This window comes from Streptomyces sp. NPDC107454 (genome assembly GCF_055582885.1).
Window position 1 is genome coordinate 1 of record NZ_JBVJPA010000032.1, and the last position, 19,611, is coordinate 19,611.

General features: G+C 73.8%; 11 protein-coding genes and 1 tRNA gene. 1 reads left to right on the forward strand and 11 read right to left on the reverse strand.

Features of this window, described 5'->3' with window-relative positions:
• Nucleotides 1–91: 91 nt before the first annotated feature.
• The 11 genes from ACZ69M_RS48090 to ACZ69M_RS48140 all read right to left on the reverse strand — a co-directional run bounded on the left by ACZ69M_RS48090 (nt 92) and on the right by ACZ69M_RS48140 (nt 19,307).
• Nucleotides 92–931 (reverse strand): mycofactocin-coupled SDR family oxidoreductase, encoded by an 840-nt coding sequence (locus ACZ69M_RS48090; protein WP_352046996.1) that lies wholly within the window; start codon nt 929–931, stop codon nt 92–94.
• A complete protein-coding gene (locus tag ACZ69M_RS48095) occupies nt 928–1,650 on the reverse strand; it encodes a thioesterase II family protein (protein WP_470060041.1) in 723 nt (240 codons plus the stop codon). The genes ACZ69M_RS48090 and ACZ69M_RS48095 overlap by 4 nt, the downstream gene beginning before the upstream one ends.
• A gap of 41 nt (nt 1,651–1,691) precedes the next feature.
• Nucleotides 1,692–2,984, reverse strand: coding sequence for a M18 family aminopeptidase (locus ACZ69M_RS48100; protein WP_470060042.1), 1,293 nt, complete (start codon nt 2,982–2,984; stop codon nt 1,692–1,694).
• 6 nt (nt 2,985–2,990) lie between these two features.
• The gene (locus tag ACZ69M_RS48105) at nt 2,991–8,633 is read right to left on the reverse strand and encodes a MupA/Atu3671 family FMN-dependent luciferase-like monooxygenase (RefSeq protein WP_470060043.1); all 5,643 of its coding nucleotides are present in this window, start codon (nt 8,631–8,633) and stop codon (nt 2,991–2,993) included.
• On the reverse strand, nt 8,630–11,935 hold the full coding sequence (locus ACZ69M_RS48110; RefSeq protein ID WP_470060089.1) for a type I polyketide synthase: 3,306 nt from the start codon (nt 11,933–11,935) through the stop codon (nt 8,630–8,632). The genes ACZ69M_RS48105 and ACZ69M_RS48110 overlap by 4 nt, the downstream gene beginning before the upstream one ends.
• Complete coding sequence (locus tag ACZ69M_RS48115) at nt 11,910–13,232, reverse strand: MFS transporter (RefSeq protein WP_470060044.1); 1,323 nt, start codon at nt 13,230–13,232, stop codon at nt 11,910–11,912. The genes ACZ69M_RS48110 and ACZ69M_RS48115 overlap by 26 nt, the downstream gene beginning before the upstream one ends.
• A 209-nt stretch (nt 13,233–13,441) precedes the next feature.
• Complete coding sequence (locus tag ACZ69M_RS48120; RefSeq protein ID WP_470060045.1) at nt 13,442–15,106, reverse strand: AMP-binding protein; 1,665 nt, start codon at nt 15,104–15,106, stop codon at nt 13,442–13,444.
• A 26-nt stretch (nt 15,107–15,132) separates the two neighbouring features.
• A complete protein-coding gene (locus ACZ69M_RS48125) occupies nt 15,133–15,633 on the reverse strand; it encodes a DUF3592 domain-containing protein (RefSeq protein WP_470060046.1) in 501 nt (166 codons plus the stop codon).
• 129 nt (nt 15,634–15,762) lie between these two features.
• Complete coding sequence (locus tag ACZ69M_RS48130; RefSeq protein WP_351425934.1) at nt 15,763–16,416, reverse strand: lytic polysaccharide monooxygenase auxiliary activity family 9 protein; 654 nt, start codon at nt 16,414–16,416, stop codon at nt 15,763–15,765.
• 154 nt (nt 16,417–16,570) lie between these two features.
• A complete protein-coding gene (locus ACZ69M_RS48135) occupies nt 16,571–17,731 on the reverse strand; it encodes an SPFH domain-containing protein (RefSeq protein WP_470060047.1) in 1,161 nt (386 codons plus the stop codon).
• A 202-nt stretch (nt 17,732–17,933) separates the two neighbouring features.
• Nucleotides 17,934–19,307, reverse strand: a complete 1,374-nt coding sequence (locus tag ACZ69M_RS48140; RefSeq protein ID WP_470060048.1) for a peptidoglycan-binding protein — start codon at nt 19,305–19,307, stop codon at nt 17,934–17,936.
• A gap of 206 nt (nt 19,308–19,513) precedes the next feature.
• Between ACZ69M_RS48140 and ACZ69M_RS48145 the strand changes: the two genes are divergently transcribed.
• A tRNA-Lys gene (locus tag ACZ69M_RS48145) sits at nt 19,514–19,587 on the forward strand.
• Nucleotides 19,588–19,611 lie beyond the last annotated feature (24 nt).

Sequence of the window (19,611 nt, forward strand, 5' to 3'; positions counted from 1 at the left end):
TACGAGGGCCCGTGCCCGGCACGCCGAGAGCACGCACCTGACGCCGCAGGGCCCGCCCTCCGGGCGGACGACGGGAATGTGACGACAGGACCTAGCGGGCCGAGAAGCCTCCGTCGACCGTGAGGACGGTGCCGGTCACCTGGCGGGACTCGTCGGAGGCGAGCCAGAGGGCGGCGGTGGCGACGTCGTCCGGTTCGACGAGGGCGTTCATGGGCTGGGCCTGGACGAAGGTCTGCTCGTGCTCGGCGACCGGCACGTCCAGGGCGCGGGCGATCTCGGCGAGCATCCGGCCCTCCACACGGGGGTCGTCGCGGACCGAGCCGGGGCAGATGGCGTTGACGCGGACCCGGCGGGGCGCGTAGTCGAGGGCGACCGCCTTGGTCAGTCCGATCAGGCCGTGCTTGGCGGCGACGTACCCGGCGAAGTGGCGGTAGCCGACCAGACCGGCCGTGGAGGCGATGTTGATGATCGAGCCGGCGCCCCGCGCGGTCATCAGGGCGCCCGCCGCGCGGATCGTGCGCCAGGCCCCGGAGAGGTCCACGTCCAGCATCAACTGCCACTCGTGCTCCTCGATCTCGTGGGCGGCCCGGCCGGAGGGCGCGGCGATCCCGGCGTTGTTGACGAGGACGTCGAGCCGTCCGAAGCGGGCCGTCGTCTCCTTCACCGCCGTCCGAACCGCGGCCAGATCCCGTACGTCGACCCGCGCCGTACGGACGGCGGCGCCCGTCTCCCGGCAGAGCTCCGCCGTGTGCGCCAACTGGCTCTCGGAGCCCAGCGGATACGGCACACCCGGGAGGTCCGCCGCGATGTCCACGAGCATCAGATCGGCGCCCTCGCGGGCGAACGCGACGGCGGTCGCCCGGCCGATGCCGCGGGCCGCCCCGGTGACGAGGGCGACCTTGCCCGAGAGCCTCGGACCGCCCGGGCTCACCGCGTGCGTCCGGCGCGGAGTTCGGCTCCGATCAGACGCAGGAGCGCGCCCGGGTTCTCGGTCAGGTACATGTGGCCGCCGTCCAGTTCCGCCGTGGTGAGCTTCCCGGTGGTGGCGCGGGACCACTCGGCCGCCTCGGCCGCGCTCACCAGCTCGTCGTCGCGGCCGCGCAGGGCGAGGACCGGCACGGCGAGCGGGCGGTCGGAGGCGGGCCGGTACGTCTCGTGCATCCGTACGTCGGCCCGCAGCAGCGGGAGCAGCAGCTCGCGCATCTCCGGGTGCTCCAGGGCCGGATGCGCGTACCCCGCGAAGGTGCGCACCCGGGCCAGGAACTCCGCGTCGGGCAGACCGCTCGCACGGTCCGCGCGGCCGGTCCACGGGCCCGGCGCGCCGCTGACGACGAGGGCGTCGAGGCGGATGCCGGGCTCGGCCTCCAGCCGGTGCGCCAGCTCGAAGCCGAGCACCGCGCCGAGGCTGTGCCCGAACACCGCCACCCGCGCGCCCTCCGGGAGCAGCCGGGTCACCTGGGTGTGCGCCTCGGCGGCGGCCCGTACCGCGTCCGTGTGGGGTTCCTCCACGAACCGCTCCTCGCGGCCGGGCAGTTGCACCGCCAGGACGCGCAGGCCCGCCGGCGCCCGGTCCTGCCACGGCGTGAAGAAGGACGCGCCCGCCCCGGCGAAGGGCAGACAGACGAGGTGGGTCTCTTCCACTGCTGACATCGCTCCCGAGTCTCGGCTTTCGGATACAAAGGGGCCAGGGCTCAGCCCGTGGTGACGAACTCGGTGAGGACCCGGGCCAGCAGACCGGGGTCCTGCGCCCCGCACAGCTCCCGCGCGGAGTGCATCGACAGCCCCGGTACGCCCACGTCGACGGTGGCGACTCCCAGCCGGGCCGCGGTGATCGGGCCGATCGAGGTGCCGCACGGCATGGCGTTGTGGGAGACGAACGGCTGCCAGGGCACCTCGGCGCGCTCGCAGGCCGCAGCGAAGGCGGCGACTCCGGTGCCGTCGGTGGCGTACCGCTGGTTGGCGTTGACCTTGACGACGGGGCCGCCGTTGGGGAGGGGGTGGTGGTCCGGGTCGTGGCGTTCGGCGTAGTTGGGGTGCACGGCGTGCGACATGTCGGCGGAGACGCAGAACGCGCCGGCGAGGGCCCGGTTGAAGTCCTCGGCGCTGCCGCCGCGCGCGGCGACGGACCGGCCGAGCACCCGCTCCAGCAGGGGGCCCTGGGCGCCCGACTGGGAGCCGCTGCCGACCTCCTCGTGGTCGAAGGCGGCGAGCACCGGGATGTGGGCGGGCGGCCGGACGGCGGTGGCGGCGGCGACCAGCGCGGTGACGCCCGCGTGCACGGAGATCTGGTTGTCCAGACGCGGTGAGACGAGGAACTCCTCGTCGGCGCCGAGGTAGCCGGGCGGCTGGATGTCGTGCAGCATCAGGTCCCAGCCGAGGACCTCGGCGACATCGGTGTCCGCCTCGGCGGCGACCCGGGCGAGCAGGGCGCCGGGCCGGGCGGGGCCGAGGCCCCACAGCGGGGTCATGTGCCGCTGCGGGTCGAGCACGACGCCTTCGTTGACGGTGCGGTCGAGGTGGATGGCGAGCTGGGGCACGCGCAGCAGCGGCCGGTCGACGCAGACGAGTCGGCTGGATCCGTCGCGCAGGGTCAGCCGGCCCGAGATGCCGAGGTCGCGGTCGAGCCAGGTGTTGTGGGGCACGCCGCCGTAGATCTCCACGGCGATCTGGCGCCAGCCCGCGGAGCCGGTGTCGGGCTCGGGCTTGATCCGCAGGTTCGGGGAGTCGGTGTGGGCTCCGACGATCCGGAACGGGGTGCGGGCCGGGGCGCCCGCGGGGACGTACCAGGCGAGCAGCGCTCCGGCGCGGACGACGTACCGGCCGCCCTCGGCACCGGCCGTCCAGTCGTCCGTCTCGCGCAGCTCCTGGAAGCCCGCCTTCTCCAGGCGCTGGGCCGCGTTCGCGACCACGTGGTAGGGCGAGGGGCTGGAGCGGACGAAGGAGAGCAGATCGTCGCTGTGACTGCGGTCATGTGTGGGGGACATGGGCGCTCACGCCTTTCGGAGGGGCTGGAGAGGGTTGAGGAGTGAAGCGACGGGCGCGTCGGGCCGAGTGCACAGTTCGGCGAGGACGGCCTGCCAGTCGTCGAGCAGTTCCTGAGCCGTGGCGGGGTCCCACAGATCGGCGGAGTACTCCAGGAAGGTGCGGTAGCCCTTGGCCGGGTCGCGGCGCGGGGCGAGACCGAAGGAGAGGTCACCGCGGGACACGGGCGGGGCGAGGTCGTCGACCTCGACGTCGAGTCCGGGGATCTCGATGTCCGTGTCCAGGGAGTTCTGGAAGGCGATGGTCAGCGGGAAGCGCTCGGGCACCGCGCGGGCGCCGCTCTCACGCAGGGCGCGCACGATCCGCGCGGTCGGCAGGACGTGGGCCGTCGCCTCCAGGGCGCCGGCGCCGGTGCGCTCCACGAGGGCGCCGCGCGTCTCGTCAGGGTCGGGCGTCACCCGGACGACCACGCCGGTCGACGTCAGCGCGACCATCGACTCGAACGCGCTGCGCTCGCGGTGGGCGTACGGCGTGCCCATCGCGATGTCCCGCGCCCCGGACCGGCGGGCGACCAGCACGCCGAGCGCGGTGGCCGCGACCCCGAACGGCGTGGTGTGCCGGGCCGCGGCCAACTCCTCGACGGCCCTGCGCAGTTCACCGGAGGCGGCACCACGCAGGGTGTCGCCGTGTCCGCTCGGTACGGCGGGCCGGGCCCGGTCGCCGGGGATCTCGACCGCGGCCGGGATCCCCTTCAGATACCGGGTCCAGTACGCCGTCCTGCGGGCCTCCTCGGCGGGGTCGGCGTGCTCGCGCTGCCAGCGGGCGTAGTCCGTGCACTGCGCGGCCGGTTCGGGCAGACCGTGCGGGCGGCCCGCGGCGGCGGCCGTGTAGAGCGCGGCGAGCTCGCTCAGGAGGAGGGAGAGGGACCAGCCGTCGACGCAGATGTGGTGCACGACGAACATCAGCGTCCACCGGTCGGGCGCGACGCGCAGCAGCCGCAGGACGGGCAGCGCGGGGTCGGTCAGCGTGATGGGCGTCGCGGCGGCTTCCCGGCACAACTCCTCGGCGCGCGCGAGCCGTTCGGACTCGGTGGGGATGCCGGTGAGGTCCTCGACGGGAAGCGCCGGGGGCGGCACGTCGAGAACCTCCTGCCGCCAGCCGGTCCCGTCGTCCTTTCCGTACGACGGGACCGGCTGCCCGTCTCCGGGTACGAAGCGGCACCGCAGTCCGTGGTGCCGGTCGAGCAGCCCGGCCACCGCGGTGCGCAGCGCGGCCACGTCCAGGGGGCCGGTGAAACGGATCCGGGTCGGGATGTTCCACACCTCGGGGCGGGGCATGCTCAAGGCGCCCGCGATCATGCGGGCCTGCTGGTCGCTGACGGGCGCCGTGTCCACCACGGTCACGCCCCGGGGTGGCGCGAGCCGGGTGGTCATCGCCCCCAGCGTGGCGTCGGCGAAGAAGTCCGCCAAGGGGTATTCCACGCCGAAGCTGTCGCGGACCCGGTTCACCAGTCTGATCGCGCCGATCGAATTCCCCCCGAGTGCGAAGAAGTTGGCGTCCGGGGTGAGATCACCGACCGGGCCGAGGGTGTGCTGCCAGAGGGTACGGAGCCGGTGGGCGCCGTCGGGGATGCCCGGGGTGACGGAGCCCGGTGTCAGGTCGCCGACCGTCTCCGCGGCGCCCGCCGTCATGCCGGTCAGCACGCTCTCCAGACGGTCCAGGAACCCCCGTGCCGTCGCCTCGTCGAACAGGTCGGCGTCGTAGCGGAGGCGCAGGCCGAGGTCCTCGTCGGGGAGCCGGGTCGCCATGAGGGCGAGTTCGAGGGGCGCGGACTCGGTGCCGCCGTCGAGGGGGGTGGCGCGCAGGCCCGGCAGGGCGAGGGCGGTCAGGGGCGCGGTGTCGAGGTCGGCGGAGACCGTGACGAGGGGGCGCGGGTTGCCCGGGTCGGGGTGGCGGGCCGCCGACAGGGCGTCCAGGTCGACGTGTTGGCGGGCGTCGGCGGCGAAGAGCGTGTCCCGGGTGGCGCGTACGGCGTCGGTGAGTGCCGTGCCGTCGGTCAGGGTCCCGCGCAGCGGCAGCAGGGACACGTGGAAGCCGACGGTGTCCCGCGTCTCGGGGGTGCGGCGGCCGAAGGCGGACCCGATGACGAAGTCGTCCTGTCCGGCGTACTGGCGCAGCACGATCCGCCAGGCGGTGAGCAGCGTCGCGAACAGGGTGACCCCTTGCCGCCCGCTCCACTCCCGCAGCCGCCCCGCCCGCTCCGGGCCGAGCCGCAGCCCCACGGCCCCGCCGCGTCCGGCGACGGTGCGGGTGCGCGGCCGGTCCGTGGGCAGTGCGGGCGCGCCCGGCCCGTCCCCGAGGTGGGCGCGCCACCAGTCCAGGTCGTCCGCTCCCCCGGTCACCGCGATCGTGTCGAGTGTGCTCCCGGCGGCCCGCTCGAAGCGGGGCGCGCGGCCTTCCACCGCCGCCCGGTAGAACTCCCCGAGGTCGGCGGCGACCAGCGCCGCGGAGTGGCCGTCGGTGACGAGGTGGTGCATGCCGAGGATCAGCGCGTGGTCGTCGTCGGCGAGCCGCAGCAGCCGGGGCGTGAACAGCGACCCCGACGCGAGGTCGTACGCGCGGGTGCTCTCCTCCCGCAGGGCGGCGCGGATCACCTCGTCGGCGTCCCGGCCCCGCACGTCGTCGACGATCAAGGCCGGACATGGCCGGTCCCGGTCCTCCCGTACGACCTGGAAGACCCCGTCTCCCCCAGCCACGAACGCGGTCCGCAGCCCGTCGTGGCGGCGGACGAGGCCGTCCACGGCGGTCCGCAGTGCCTCGACGTCCAGCGGACCCCGCAGCCGTACGCCCTGGATCTCGTTGTAGGCGGCCGGGTCGGCGAGCAGCGTGGCGGCGAGCCAGAGGCGGCGCTGAGCCGGGGTCGCGGGAGCCCGCCGTTCTTCGGGCCTCTTCGGCGTCTTCGGCTTCTTCGGCTCCGTCGGGGGCTCGTGGTAGCGACGGCGCAGGACGTCCAGCTGCTCCAGGCCCGCCCTCATCTCCTCAGGCGGCAGCCCGAAGTCGACCAGGGCGGCGATCTCGTCGACCCCCGCGGCCCGCAGCGCGTCGACGGTGGCCGCGCAGGTGTCCGGGGAGCCGATGAGGGCCCGTTGGTCGCAGTAGCGGTCGTAGGCGCGGTCGAAGAGGTAGGCGAGGTCGGCCTCGCTCGCGTCGGCCACGTCCTCGGGGCGGCCGCCGAGGGCGCTCGCGGCGGAACGCATCTGGAGGGAGGAGCGCAGATAGCGGCTCATCGGCTCGCGCGCGGCGGCCCGGGCGGCGGCGTGGTCCTCGGCGAGGTGGGTGTGGAGCAGGACGGTGACGCGGCCCGCGTCGGGGTCGAGGCCGCTCTCGGCGCGCACCCGGCGGTAGTGGCGGATGTTCGCCGCGAGCTGCTCGGCCGTCTGGTTCATGAGGTTGGTGACGACCCCGAGGTCACGGCGGGCCGCCTCCTCGTACGAGGCACGCCGCCCGGACGTCGCCAGATACATCGGCGGCAGCTTCTGCACGGGTCGCGGATGCAGCGTTACGTCGATGGGGTGCCCTTCGCCGGTACGGCGCGCGACGCTCTCGCCCCGCCACAACCGCCGTACGTCCTCCAGGTGCTGGAAGGCGATCTCGGTGCGGTCGGTGAAGCGGTCGGGGTGCAGGGCGAAGTCGCTCGCGTGCCAGCCGCTCGCACAGCCGATGCCGACCCGGCCCCCGGAGAGGTTGTCCGCCACCGCCCACTCCTCGGCGATCCGCACGGGGTCGTGCAGCGGGAGGACGACCGAGCCCGCGTGGAGACGGATGCGGCGGGTCTCGCGGGCGAGCGCGGCGGCCAGGACGGACGGGTTGGGGAAGAGGCCGCCGAAGGAGTGGAAGTGGCGTTCGGGGAGCCAGAGCGTGCTGAAGTCGTGGGTGTCGGCGAAGCGTGCGGTCTCGATAAGCCGTTCGTAGGCCCCCGCGCTGTCCTCGCCGTCGGGATGGTCGCCGAAGAAGTAGACACCGAAGTCGGGGGCGGGCCGCTCGGACGCGTCGCCGTGGCGGTGACGCCGGCTGTGGCGGGCCGTGGCCGGGAAGTAGCCGCCCGCGCGCAGCTCCCGCAGTGAGCCCTTCACCGCGTCCGTGATCCGTTCGACGTCGGTGTCGGTGTGCGCGGTGGAGAGGTAGAAGGAGCGCCACTCCCAGACATGGATCCCGCGCAGGAGGAGGTGGTGGTACAGCAGTTCCATGTCGGCGCGGTGGGTGAAGCGGAACATGGACCCGAAGTGGGCCGTTTTCAGGGGGAATTCCTCGGCGCGGAAGAAGTCGTCGAGGCCGGCGGCGAGCGCGTCGGTGCGGGCGTTCAGCGCCCGCTGGAGCTCCGGGCCCCGTTCCTTGAGGTGGGTGAGGACGGCGCGGGCGGCGGCCATCGACAGGGGGTGCTGGTTGTACGTACCGCCGAAGAAGGTCGTGTCGCGCGTCGGGCGGCTGTCGTCCCCGTACCGCCAGAAGCCGCCGTCGACGCCGTCCATGAGGTCGGCGCGGCCCGCGATCGCGCCGATGGGGTGACCGCTGCCGAGGGCCTTGCCGTAGGTGGCGAGGTCGGGGACGACGCCGTAGTGGTGCTGGGCGCCGCGGGGGTGGGGGCGCAGGCCGGTGAGCATCTCGTCGAAGAGGAGGACGATGGCGCGCCGGGCGGTCAGCTCCCGCAGCGCGCGCAGGAAGGCGACGGGGCGCAGGGCGGGGTTGCGGCACTGGACCGGTTCGACGAGGACCGCGGCGATCGTGTCGCCGAGTTCGTCGATGACCTCCAGGCTCTCCTGGCTGCCGTATTCGAGGACGAGGAGTTCGGACACCGCGCTCGCGGGGATGCCGCGCGAGACGGGGACGGCGTGGCGGCCGTCGGGGCCCGGGCGGCCGAGGACCGAGTCGATGTGGCCGTGGTAGGAGCCGCGGAACATGACCACGCGGTCGCGTCCGGTGGCCGCGCGGGCGAGCCGCAGGGCGGCGGAGTTGGCCTCGGTGCCGGAGTTCGCGAACGCCACCCGCTCCATGCCCGTGAGCTCCGCGAGCAGTTCGGCGGCCACGCCCGTGTCCTCGGAGCGCGGACCGAGGCGCAGCCCGCCGGCGAGGTGTCGGCGGACGGCCTCCGTCACCGGGGCGGGCTCGTGACCGAGCAGCAGCGCGCCGAAGCCCATGGTGATGTCGGTGTAGTCGTTGCCGTCGACGTCCGTCAGCCGGGCCCCGTGCGCCGAGCGGGCCGCGATCGGGTACTGCATCTCCTTCGTCGCCCGCCGGAAGCCGACCACGGCCCGGCTGTCCGCCAGCACCGTCCGGTGCCGCTGCGCCAGCTCCTTCGACGTGCGGGTCCGCTCGGTGAAGCGGCGGACCAGGTCGTCGGCATGGGCCCGCTGGGCCTCACTCGCACCGGTGCCGGACATGCCGGAGTCAGGGGGGAGGGTGACGTGGGGACCGTGGTGGAGGGGTGGCTCGGCGGGTTGCCCGGCGGGCGGCTCGGCAGCGTGCCCGGCGGGCGGCTCGGTGCGGTGGCGGGCCGCCGTCAGGAGTTCGTCGAGCCGTCCGGAGACGGCGACGGCTCGGGCGACGGCCTCGGCGCTCGCCTGCGATTCGGGGCTGGTCCCTACCGTGGTCATCCCCCGCCCTCCTTGCGGCCCTCGGCGAGCAGGGCCACGGCCTCGGAGAGCTGACCGAGCATCCTGGTCTGGGTCTCGGCGAGTTGGCGTATCTGGCGGGCGAGTTCCTCGACCTCGGCACGGGTGGCGTAGACGGGTTCCTCGTCGGGCGTGACGTGCACGGGCTCGTCGTCCGGAGTGACGTCCGCAGCGGCAGAGACCGCCCCCCGCTCCGTCCGCTCCGCGATCAACCGGGCCGCGAGCCGTGGGGTCCCCGCCTCCTCCAGGATCTCCCGCATTCCGATCTCCACCCCGAACTCGGCCTCCAGCTGTCGCACCATTCCTATGAGCTGGAGCGAGTCCGCGCCGAGCCCGACGAACGTCCGCTCCGCGGTGATCTCCTCCGGCGCGTATCCGAGATGACGGGCGCTGAGCGCCAGCACCCGTGCCAGTACGGCCTGTTCGGTCATGCCGTCCTCCGTCCTGCGGTCGTCGGCCAAGGGGGTGGGCGGCGGTCCTGTCCAGTACGACCGGTGCTGGAAGGGGTACGGCGGCAGCGGGATCCGGCGGGCGCCGCTGCCGTCGAGCAGGGCCGCCCAGTCGAGCCGGTGACCCGCGCAGTGCAGCCGGGCCACCGCCGCCCAGAGGGTGCCGAGGCCACGGTCGCCGCGGCGCTGGGTGGGGACGGCTGCGGTGTCCGGCCGGGCGCGCCGGACGATCCCGGTGAGGGGCGCGTCGGGGCCGATCTCCAGATGGACCGGCCGCCCGGGTGTCCGCTCCAGCGTGCGCAGTACGGCGGCGAAGTCCACCGGCCGTCGGGTCCCCCGTACGAGGTGGTCGGCGTCCGGCAGCCAGCCCACCGGGTGCCGGACCCCGTCCGCACCGCTCACGAACTCGGTCCTGGTGGGCCGCAGCCGTACCTTTTCGCAGGCGTCCCGGAAGTCCGCCAGGACGGGGTCGAGCAGGGCGGTGTGGAACGCGCGGTCCACCGGCAGGGGCTCCGCGGGCGTGCCGCGTTCCGCGAGCCGGACGCGGGCGGCGGCCACCGCCTCGGGCGGTCCGCCCACGACGTACTGCCCGGGCCCGTTGACGACGGCGAGTTCGAGGCCGTCGACCTCGGTGACCAGCCCCCGTACGACGTCCTCGGCGGCGAACACCGCGAGCATGGCCCCGGCCGGGGTGCCGTCGCGCATCAGCCGCCCCCGCCTGCAGACCAGCCGCAGTCCGTCCTCCAGCGTCAGCGCTCCGGCCACGCACAGCGCCGCGTACTCCCCGGCGCTGTGCCCGGCCACCGCGACCGGTTCGACGCCGAACCGCCGCCACAGCCGTGCCTGCGCGACTTGCAGGGCAAACAGCGCGGGCTGTGCGAAGGCGGTGTCCCAGCCCCGCGCTCCTTCCGGGCCCCGGGCCCGCACTCCTTCCGGGCCCCAGACCCGCGCCGCCTCCGGGCCCCAGGCCCGCGCCGCCTCCGGGTCCTGGGCTCGCGCCGCCTCCGGGCCCCAGACCCGCGCTCCTTCCGGGCCCCGGGCCCGCGCTCCTTCCGGGCCCCAGGCCCGCGCCGCCTCCGCGGGGCCACCGTCGGCGCCGCCCAGCAACCGGTCGAGGAACCCCTCCTCCCCCGTCTCGTCCCGGTGGATCCCCGCGCACTCCTCCAAGGTGCGGGCCACCACCGGGAACCGCTCGGCGAGCGCCGCGCCCATCCCGTCGTACCCGCTGCCCTGGCCGGTGAACAGGAACACCGGTCCCGTGCCCGCCTCCGCCCCGGCGACGCCGTGCGCGTACGCCCCCGCCTCGCCCCGTACGAAGGCGTCCAGCGCCGTCGCCGTGCGGCCGGCCGCGGCGGTCACCACCAGTCGGTGTGCCAGGTGCCGTCGCCCGAGCGCGGTGGTGAGGAGCAGGTCGGCGGGGTCGGTCCCGGGGTGTTCGGTGAGGTGGTCGCGGAAGGCCCGTGCGGAGGCGAGGAGCGCCTCGGGGGTGTGGCCGGACAGCGGCAGCAGTGCGGGGGCCTGCCCGCGCTCCGGCGGGCGGGGGGCCGGGGTCGGCGCCTCCTCCAGGATCACGTGGGCGTTCGTCCCGCCCATCCCGATGGAGTGCACCCCGGCCCGGCGCGGACGGCCCTCCCCGGCGGGCCAGGGCAGCGCGCGGGTCGGCAGGACGAAGGGGCTCCCGGCCACGTCCAGGGCCGGGTTGGGGCGGGTGTGGTTGACCAGCGGCGGTATCTCCCCGTGGCGCAGCACCAGCACCGCCTTGATCAGCCCGGCCAGCCCGGCCGCGCTGTCGAGATGGCCGATCGCCGACTTCGTGGACCCAAGGGCGCAGAACCCGGCGCGGTCGGTGTGCAGCCGGAACGCCTCGGTGAGGGCGGCGAACTCGATCGGGTCGCCCTTGAGCGTGCCGGTGCCGTGCGCCTCCAGGTAGCCGAGGGAGTCGGCGGGCACCCCGGCCGCGCGCAGCGCGCCGAGCACGGCGTCGCGCTGGCCGGTGGAGCCCGGCGCGGCGAACCCGGCCCGGTCGGCGCCGTCGTTGGTGACGGCGGACCCGGCGATCACCGCGTACACGGTGTCGCCGTCGGCGAGCGCCCTCTCCAGCGGTTTGAGGACGACGGCGGCGACGCCGTTGCCGCCGACGGTGCCGTCCGCGTCGGCGTCGAAGGCGCGCACGGTCCCGGAGCGGGAGATCGTCGAGCCGCGTACGTGCCGGTGCCCGGTGACCTGGGGGACGTGCAGGGCGGCCGAGGCGACGACCATGAGGTCCGCGTCGCCGAAGTGCAGGGCCTGGCAGGCGAGATGGACGGACACCAGGGACGACGAGCAGGCCGTGGCCACGTTCAGGGCCGGGCCCGTCAGTCCGAGCCGGTGGGCCGCCCGGGGGGCCGCGAAGTCGGGGTAGGTGCCGACCTGCGCCTGCTTCTGCCGCTGCCAGTCCCCCGAACCCGCCTCCTCCCGCAGGTTGTTGGCGAGATAGCTGTGCAGCGAGTGGAGCCGGTAGCCGGTGCTCCCGCACACCCCGATCCGCACCCCGGCGCGCGGCTGCGCGTACCCCGCGTCCTCCAGGGCGTGGTGGGCGCACTCCAGGAAGAGCCGTTGCTGCGGATCGGTGACCGTGGCCTCGCGGGCGCTCATCCCGAAGAAGTCCGCGTCGAAGCCGTCGATGCCGGGCAGCGGGGCGCTCGCGGCCACGAAGTCGGGCGCGCCGTACTCCTCGGGGGCGAACCCGGCCGCCGCCAGCTCGGCGTCGGTGAACCGCCGTACGTGCGTCACGCCCGCCCGGATGTCCCGCCAGTACGCGTCGGGGGTGTCAGCTCCCGGAAACCTCAGCGCCATCCCGACGACTGCCGTACGCACCGCTCGTCCCCTCCTTGCCGGTGCCGTGGACCGCGTACAACCGGAGCATGTAGATCCCCGCGACCACGAGGGCGAGGCCGTGCGACCAGGCCACGACGGTGAACGCGGAGAACGATTCGAGGGCCGCCGACACACCGATCATGCCGATCCCGAAGCCGAGGTTCTCGACCGTCGCCGTGAGCCCGAAGGCGTGGCCGCGCAGGGTCTCCGGCAGGGTCTGCAGATGCGAGGTGTACGACACCTCGGTGAGCCCGTCCGCGGCGCCCGCGACGAGGGCGATCAGCACGGTCGCCGCCATCGGGAACCCGGCGAAGCCGAGGATGAACGCGGAGGACATGACGATGGTGCCCAGCCCGAAGCCGAGCGCGCCGACGGCCCGTCCGGAGCGTTTGGCCCAGCGCTGGATGACCTGTTGCGCCAGGACGTTGCCCAGCGCCCAGAACAGCCAGAAGCGGCTGACGAACGCGGCCGGGTCGTCCGGGTGGAGCGTGCTGGAGTAGACGGGCAGGGCCGCGTTGTGCGAGGAGGAGCCGAGGGCGTCGACGGTGCGCAGACACATCATGAGGCCGAGGGCGGGCACGGTGGCCAGCGCCGTCATCGCGGCCCACACGCCGCGCTTCTCGCGGGGCTCGTCGGGCGCCCGCGGGGGCTCGGGGGCGCGTTCGATGCCCGGCAGCCACGCGACCGCCGCCGCGCACACCAGGAAGCTCGCCGCGTCCACCAGGAACGCGGCGGTGAAGCCGAGCCAGGGCACCACCACACCGGACGAGGCGAACCCGGCGACCATCGCCAGGGAACGGCCGCCCACCATCAGCGAGTTGGCCCAGGCGCGCCGGTCCGCGCCGACCAGGTCGGGGATGGAGCTGCGCAGCGCGACCATGAACACGGTGCTGCACGCCCCGACGGCCGCGGACACCGTGAACAGCACGCCGGTCCGCAGTCCCCCGTCCGGCGTCACTACCAGCAGGAACATGACAACGGCTTGGGCGATATTGGCCCACAGCATGACCGGCTTGACCCCGAACCGCGCCTGCACGCGCCCCGCGACCGTCCCCGCCAGGAACCCCGCGCCCAGCCGCACCGCCATGAACAGTCCGATGGCGAGCGCGCTGTGGGTGGTGGCGTAGACGAACAGATTGAGCGCCACCATGTTGAGGAAGGTGCCGTACGAGGAGACGGAGTAACCGGCGACCAGGACGCGGTAGCGCCCCTCGGCCGTCACCGGTGCCGCGCCACGCGCCGTCCCCGGACCGCCGCCCGCCCCCGTCCGCCGCATGGCGGTGCGGCATCGGCGATGTTCACGACCCGGATCAGGTGACGCATGTTCCCTCATTCCTCGGCGCGGGCGACACAGGTGTCCGGGGGCATCCTCCCCCTGTGGGGCGGAGAGGATTCCTCTGGCCCGGGACTCCCTGAGACGGGACGTCCGCCGGACCGCCGAAAGTTCCGGCCGGCGAGCGCCCGCGCGGGAAGCGTGCCCGGAACCTACCCGGCCGGCAGCAACTTCTCGCGTCCGCGCGCCCGGTACTCGGCCACCAGCCCCTCGATGTCCGGCGCGCGCAGTCTGCGGTACGCCGGCTCCCCCGGTGGCCGCCACCACACCGGGTCGGCGCAGCGAAAGCCCTCGCGGCGCAGCCCCACCCGGTGGATCTTGTTGGTGGCGGTGACCGGCATCCGCGCCACGATCCGGACGAAACGGGGTGCCATCTTGGTCCCCAGGTCGGGCTGGGCGAGGAGGAACTCCGCGAAGGCCGACGGGTCGAAACCGGCCCCCTCGCGCGGCGCGATCGCCGCCATCACCTGGTCCCCCGCCACCGGGTCGGGGACCGCGTACACCGCCACGGCGGCGGCGTCCTCGTGACGGGCGAGGATGTTCTCGATCATCGCGGCGGCGAGGTTCTCGCTGTCGACGCGCAGCCGGTCGTCCGCCCGCCCGGCGAAGTAGAGGAAGCCGTCGGTGTCGCGGTAGAAGAGGTCGCCGGTCCAGTACCAGCCGTCGCGGCGGCGGTCGGCGTCCGCGGCCGGGTTGCGCCAGTACCCCTCGAAGGGATTGGGCCCGCGGTTCACCAACTCCCCTATCGCCTCGTCCCCGTTGAGGAGCCTCCCGTCCTCGGCGAAGACGGCCGGCGGGCACTCGGCCCGGGTCCCCGGGTCGACCACCGCGAGGTCGTCGCGGGGTGCCGCCCGCCCGATCGCGCCCGCCGGGGCACCGGGCGTCCGCTGGATGGCGGCGCCGCCCTCGGACGAGCCGTACCCCTCCACCAGCCGCACCCCGAAACGTTCCTCGAAGGCGGCCGCGTCCACGGCCCCGGCCTCCGTCCCGAAGCCCATCCGCAGCGGGTTGTCGCGGTCGTCGCCGCGGGCGGGCGTGGCCAGCAGGTACTGCACCGCTCGGCCCACATAGGTGAAGTACGTCGCCCCGCAGGCCCGTACGTCCGTGAGGAACCCCGACGCCGAGAAGCGCCGCCTCAGCGCGATCCCCGCGCCCGCGGCCAGGGCGGGCGCCCAGTCGGCGATCACCGCGTTGCCGTGGAACATCGGCATGCAGATGTAGTGCGTGTCGTCCGGGCGCACCCCGAACTGGTCGACGAGCGAGCGCCCGGCGGCGGCCAGCCGGCCCTGGGTGCAGATCGCCGCCTTGGGGGCGCCGGTCGAGCCGGAGGTGAAGTAGAGGAGGAGGCGGGCGTCCGGCGACACGGAGGGCGCCGCGTCCGGCTTCGCGCCCTCGTACGGCGCGAGGAGTTCCCCGTACGCCTCGGTGTCGGTGACCAGGACGCGTACGCCGGGCAGTTCGAGGCCGTCGAGGAGGGGCAGATGGGTCCGCTCGGTGACCAGGACACGGCACTCGGTGTGCAGGATGTCGCGGGCCAGTTCGGGGCCGCGCCGGGTCGGGTTGATCCCGGCCACGGCGGCGCCGGAGAGAGCCGCCGCGCTCAACCACAGCGGATATTCGGGGGTGTTGTCGAGCAGCGCCCCGACGTGCGGTGCGGCGCCGGGCGGCAGCAGGTCGGCGAGGAGCGCCGCCCGCGCCGCCGCGCCCGCCGCCACCCGGTGGTGGCTCAGCACCCGCCCCTCGAACCACAGTCCCGGCCGGTGGTCGCCCCACCGTTCCTGTACGAGTTCCGCGACGGTACGCCTCATGGACCCCATGGGGGCGCACCATAATTGACGTACCGTCAGAAAGGGAGCCCCGCGCCCTCGAACTCGTCCCCTCCGCTCCAGGAGGAGTCCCACACCGAGAAGAACTCGTGGACGCCCACCATGAAGCCGATGCAGAAGAGGACGATCACCGTGCAGAAGACCAGGGTGAAGACCGTGCCCGCCGCCAGCAGGCCCCGGCTCGGCGCGTGGGCCGTCGCCTTCTCGGGACGCTCGGCGATGTAGTGGACGGGGACGATGTCGCCCTCGACGATCGTCGCCGGGCCGTTCGGCTCCTCGAAGCGGACCGTGCGGCCGTCGCGCGTCGTGAACTCGTACACGTGGTGCAGCGTCGTGGACACGGACGTGTCACCGCCGCCGCCACTGGTCGTCGTGTACGCCCGCAGACAGCGCCCCTCCGCGATCAGCCCGCTGTCCCACGCCCGGTTCATGTCCAGCGACCGGCGGACCACCACGACCGCCATGAAGATCGCCCCGGCCATGATCACCGCCGGTACGGCATAGAAGAAGACGTCCATGACATTCCCCCGTTGTCCGGTACAGCTCCACGCACGCCGTCATGGTCATGTCGACGTGCGTGGAACCTACCCGTGGGGGGTGCGCGAGCTCCTCAAGAGAGGCTCAGAACATTTCCGGTCGGGACGCGCTCAGAACGTGACGTCCGCGCACGAGTAGAACGCGTTCGCGGTGTCGGCGATCGTCCACACGCCGAGGATGACGTGGTGACCGCTCAGCCCGGAGGGCAGCGTGCCGGTGTGACTGAACGTGGACGGCGGGCGCTGCCCGTTGTACGGGACGGTCAGGAACGGGGTGGTGTTCAGGTCCGCCCTGGTCAGTGCGTGGTTCTGGTTCCAGCCGGACTTGGTGACGAAGTACTTGAAGTCGGTCGTGGCGTGCACGGCCGTGAACTGCCAGCGGAAGGTGTAGCTCTGCCCGCCGGTGACCTTGGTCGTCGGCCAGGCCGCACCCGAGGGGGTCTTGGGCTGGTCGAGCTGGCTGAAGTTGGTGTGGTTCGCGGAGCAGATCTGTCCGTCCGCGGGACCCGCCGCCGGGAAGCCCTTCGGGCCCTCGACGCTCTGCGGCTCCCACTGGATGTCACCGCAGCCCGCGACACTGCCGCCGTTGGCGGCGCACAACTTCTGCCGGCTGAGGGGCTGGTCGGTGTAGCCGTGGGCGTCGGCTCCGCCGGTGGAGAGCACGAACGTGCCCGCCGTGGCGAGGCCCACGACCGCGGCGTACAGCTTGACTTTCCTGCCGGTACGGACCCTTGCCGCGGGGATCCTGGTCGTCCGTATGCGCATGCTGCCGCTCCTGGAGGACGTGGGGGAGGTTCTCGTGAGCCGTGCGCGCGATTTTCAGGTCTAGACCAAGTCCCAGATTATTGCCGCGACTTGAACATGTCCAGACCAATAGCCAAGCTCTCGGTCCCCGTCACGGCCCCGCTGCCGGTCCCCGTCACGGCGAGGAGTCCCTGCGCCCCGTGTAGAACGCCACCGTCAGGTCCTTCACCAGCGCCTTGCGCTCGTAGTCGTCGAGTTCGACCAGCCCGCGCATGGTCAGCCGGGTCACCGTGTCCTCGACGGAGTCGACGACGGAGGTGAGCACGGTGTCGCGGTGCTGGGCGTCCAGGGTCGCGATCCGGCGGCGCTGCATCACGGCCGCGACCTCGGGGGCGTACTCGATCCGGGTCGGCTGCGCCGAGAACACCTCCAGGCCGACCGGCGCGGTGTCCGCGGCGATCATCCCGGTGAGCACCTCGCCGACCACGTCCGTGTTGCGCAGGGTCGCCACGTCCTTGATGACGGCGGGCGGCGCCTCGGCCGGCAACTGCGAGAGCATCCGCGACATCGCCGCCTCCACACACTCGCGCAGATACGTCTCGTGGTCCTCGACGCCGAGCACGGCCTGCGCGGTGTCCTTGACCCGCCACACCACGAGCACCACCACCCGCAGCGCGACCCCGTTCGCGTCGACCACCGACATCGGCTCACTGCGCCAGTGCCGCAGCCGTACGTCGACCCGGCGCCGCAGCACCATCGGGTTGATCCACAACAGCCCGGTACGCCGGACCGTGCCCCGGTAGCGGCCGAAGAGGCCGAGCACCCAGGCGCGCCCGGTCCGGCCGCGGGAGAGCCCGCCGAACCCGAACAGCCCGAGCGCACCGGCCCCGGCGTACGCGGCCCACTGCGCGGGGCCGAGCCCGGCCCCCGCGTACCAGGGCAGCCCGATCACCCTCGCCGCGCCGTGCGGCAGCACACCCGACCACCAAGTGGTGAGTACACATCCGGCCACCCCGCAGGCCCCGGCCAGCACACCCGCCACCCCGGGCAGCACCCGTGCGGGGCGCTCCACCAGTTCGGGGTCGACCTCCGGCACCGGGCGCGGGGCCCGGCCCAGCACGGGGCGCCGGATCCGGGGCTGTTCGCCCGTGCCGCGCCGCCGCCCCACCACGGCGGGCGAGAGCGGCACGGGCACCGGCTCGGGGTCGTCACGGAAGAGCAGATGGACGGGGATCTCGGTGGTCGCCTCGTTGTGGATGAGCCGGGCGGACCGGGCGGCGCCGCCGCCCTCCGGCGTCCCCCCGGACTCCGGGGTGGGTGAAGTCGTCGTACTCATAGCTGCCTCCATGCCTCCGCGCGTGGAAGGGTGATCCCGGCCGGGTGACGAGCCCTGGTGCGATTCCTGGTGCGAGCCGTAGTGCGATGCCTGGTACGAGCCTTGGTGCGATGGCTTGGTGTGAGCCTTGGTGTGCTGTTTGACGCGTTGCCTGGTAGGAGCCCGGGTGCGAGCCGTGGTGCGAGCCCTGCCACCCGGAGTTTCACGAGAAGAGCCGGCGCCAGGTCTCCGGCCCCGGAGAGCCGTCCGCCGCGCCGCCGCGCCAGCCCTGCGCCCGCTGGAACGCCTCGACGCCCCGCCGGTCCGCCTCGCCCCAGCGCGGCCCCGGGCCCGACGTGTAGTACGTGCCGAACCCCTTCTTCACGAGTTGCTCGCCGAGCCGGGTGACGAACTCGTTGTCGGCGCCGGGCCGCAGCAGCCCGCGCCCCGGATAGCCGGGAACGGACGGGGCCGAGAATCCCTTCGTCCCCGCTCCGCCCGCCATCGGGGTCCCCGGCACGGGCCTCCCCGCCGCCGGAATGTCCCCGCCCTTCCTCTCCACCAGGTAGGACCAGGTCTGCGGCCCGGGCAGCCCGTCCGCGTCCGTGCCCCGCCAGCCCTGCGCCCGCTGGAACGCCTGGGTGGCCCGCCGGTCCGCGTCCGACCAGCTCGGTCCGGGTCCGGTCGAGTAGAAGCGGTCGGCGCCGCGTTCCACGAGGAGCCGGGCCAGCCGGGTGACATGGGAGTTGTCCGCGCCCGGGCCGAAGAAGGACCGGCCCGGGTAGCGGCCGCTCCTCGCCCCCGACGCCGAGACGCCCGCGCCGCTCGTCTCCTCGGCCAGTCCCTTGTAGCGGTAGGGAACATAGCGGCCCGAGTTGCTCCAGTAGGCGTACGGAGCGGACTGCCCGCGGGCGTGCGGGCTGGTCTGTTCATAGGCGAGGTAATAGGTGTGGGTGTAGTCCGACCAGCCGCCGAAAAGGACGACGTGCGAGCCTTTCTCCGGATCCGCCGCATTGTGGAACAGGAGCATGTCGCCGGGCTGCAACTGGTCGCGTGAAATGCGTACGCCGAACGTGCTGAGGCTGCCCGTCCATTCGTTTCCCGGCAGGTTCCAGGCCATCGAGACGAAGCCCGAGCAGTCCTGCCGGTATCCGTCCGGCCAGTACTCGGTCTTGCTGTACGGCACCCGCGAGGCGACCCACTTCTTGGCCCGGTTGATGATCGCCGCCCGGGTGGTCGCGGGGAGCTCGCCCCCCGCCCCGGGCTGCGCGGGCCCCGCCGGACCCCCGTCGGGGCCGTGCAGCGGGGCCTGGTCGCCCTGCGGGGTGTCGGGATCGTCACCTCGGGGGTCGCCCGGCCGGTCACCCCGGGAGTCGCCCGGCCGGGCGGGTCCGTGCGTGGCGGCCACGGCCGGTACCGGCTGGCCGGCGGCGAGGACGGTGCCCGCCGCCGCGGCCAGCAGCAGCGCGCCCCGCGCCGCCGGGTGTCCCACGGGCCCGGGGAGTGAGGAAGGGGGAATGACGCGCCGCCAGTGCACGCATCCGGGGCAATCGCAGTCGCTCACGGGATCGAATTCCTCGAATACCGGAGCCTCCATGAGATTCCCCTCACACCACAGGTCCATGTCTCCGCACTTCTGCACAATCGTCAGTTTCGCAACTGTCGCCTCTTGTCGCATGTTGACGGTCCGAATGATGTACAGGGACCACTTCCGGCCGGTTCGGGACACCTCCCCGCTCACTTCACGGCACCCTCGTGGTCCGGAGCACCCTCCCCGGTCGGGTAGAGTTCTCGGGTCAGCAGGCGCCGCTAGCTCAGTTGGTTAGAGCAGCTGACTCTTAATCAGCGGGTCCGGGGTTCGAGTCCCTGGCGGCGCACCGACACCGAAGGGCTCCTCACCA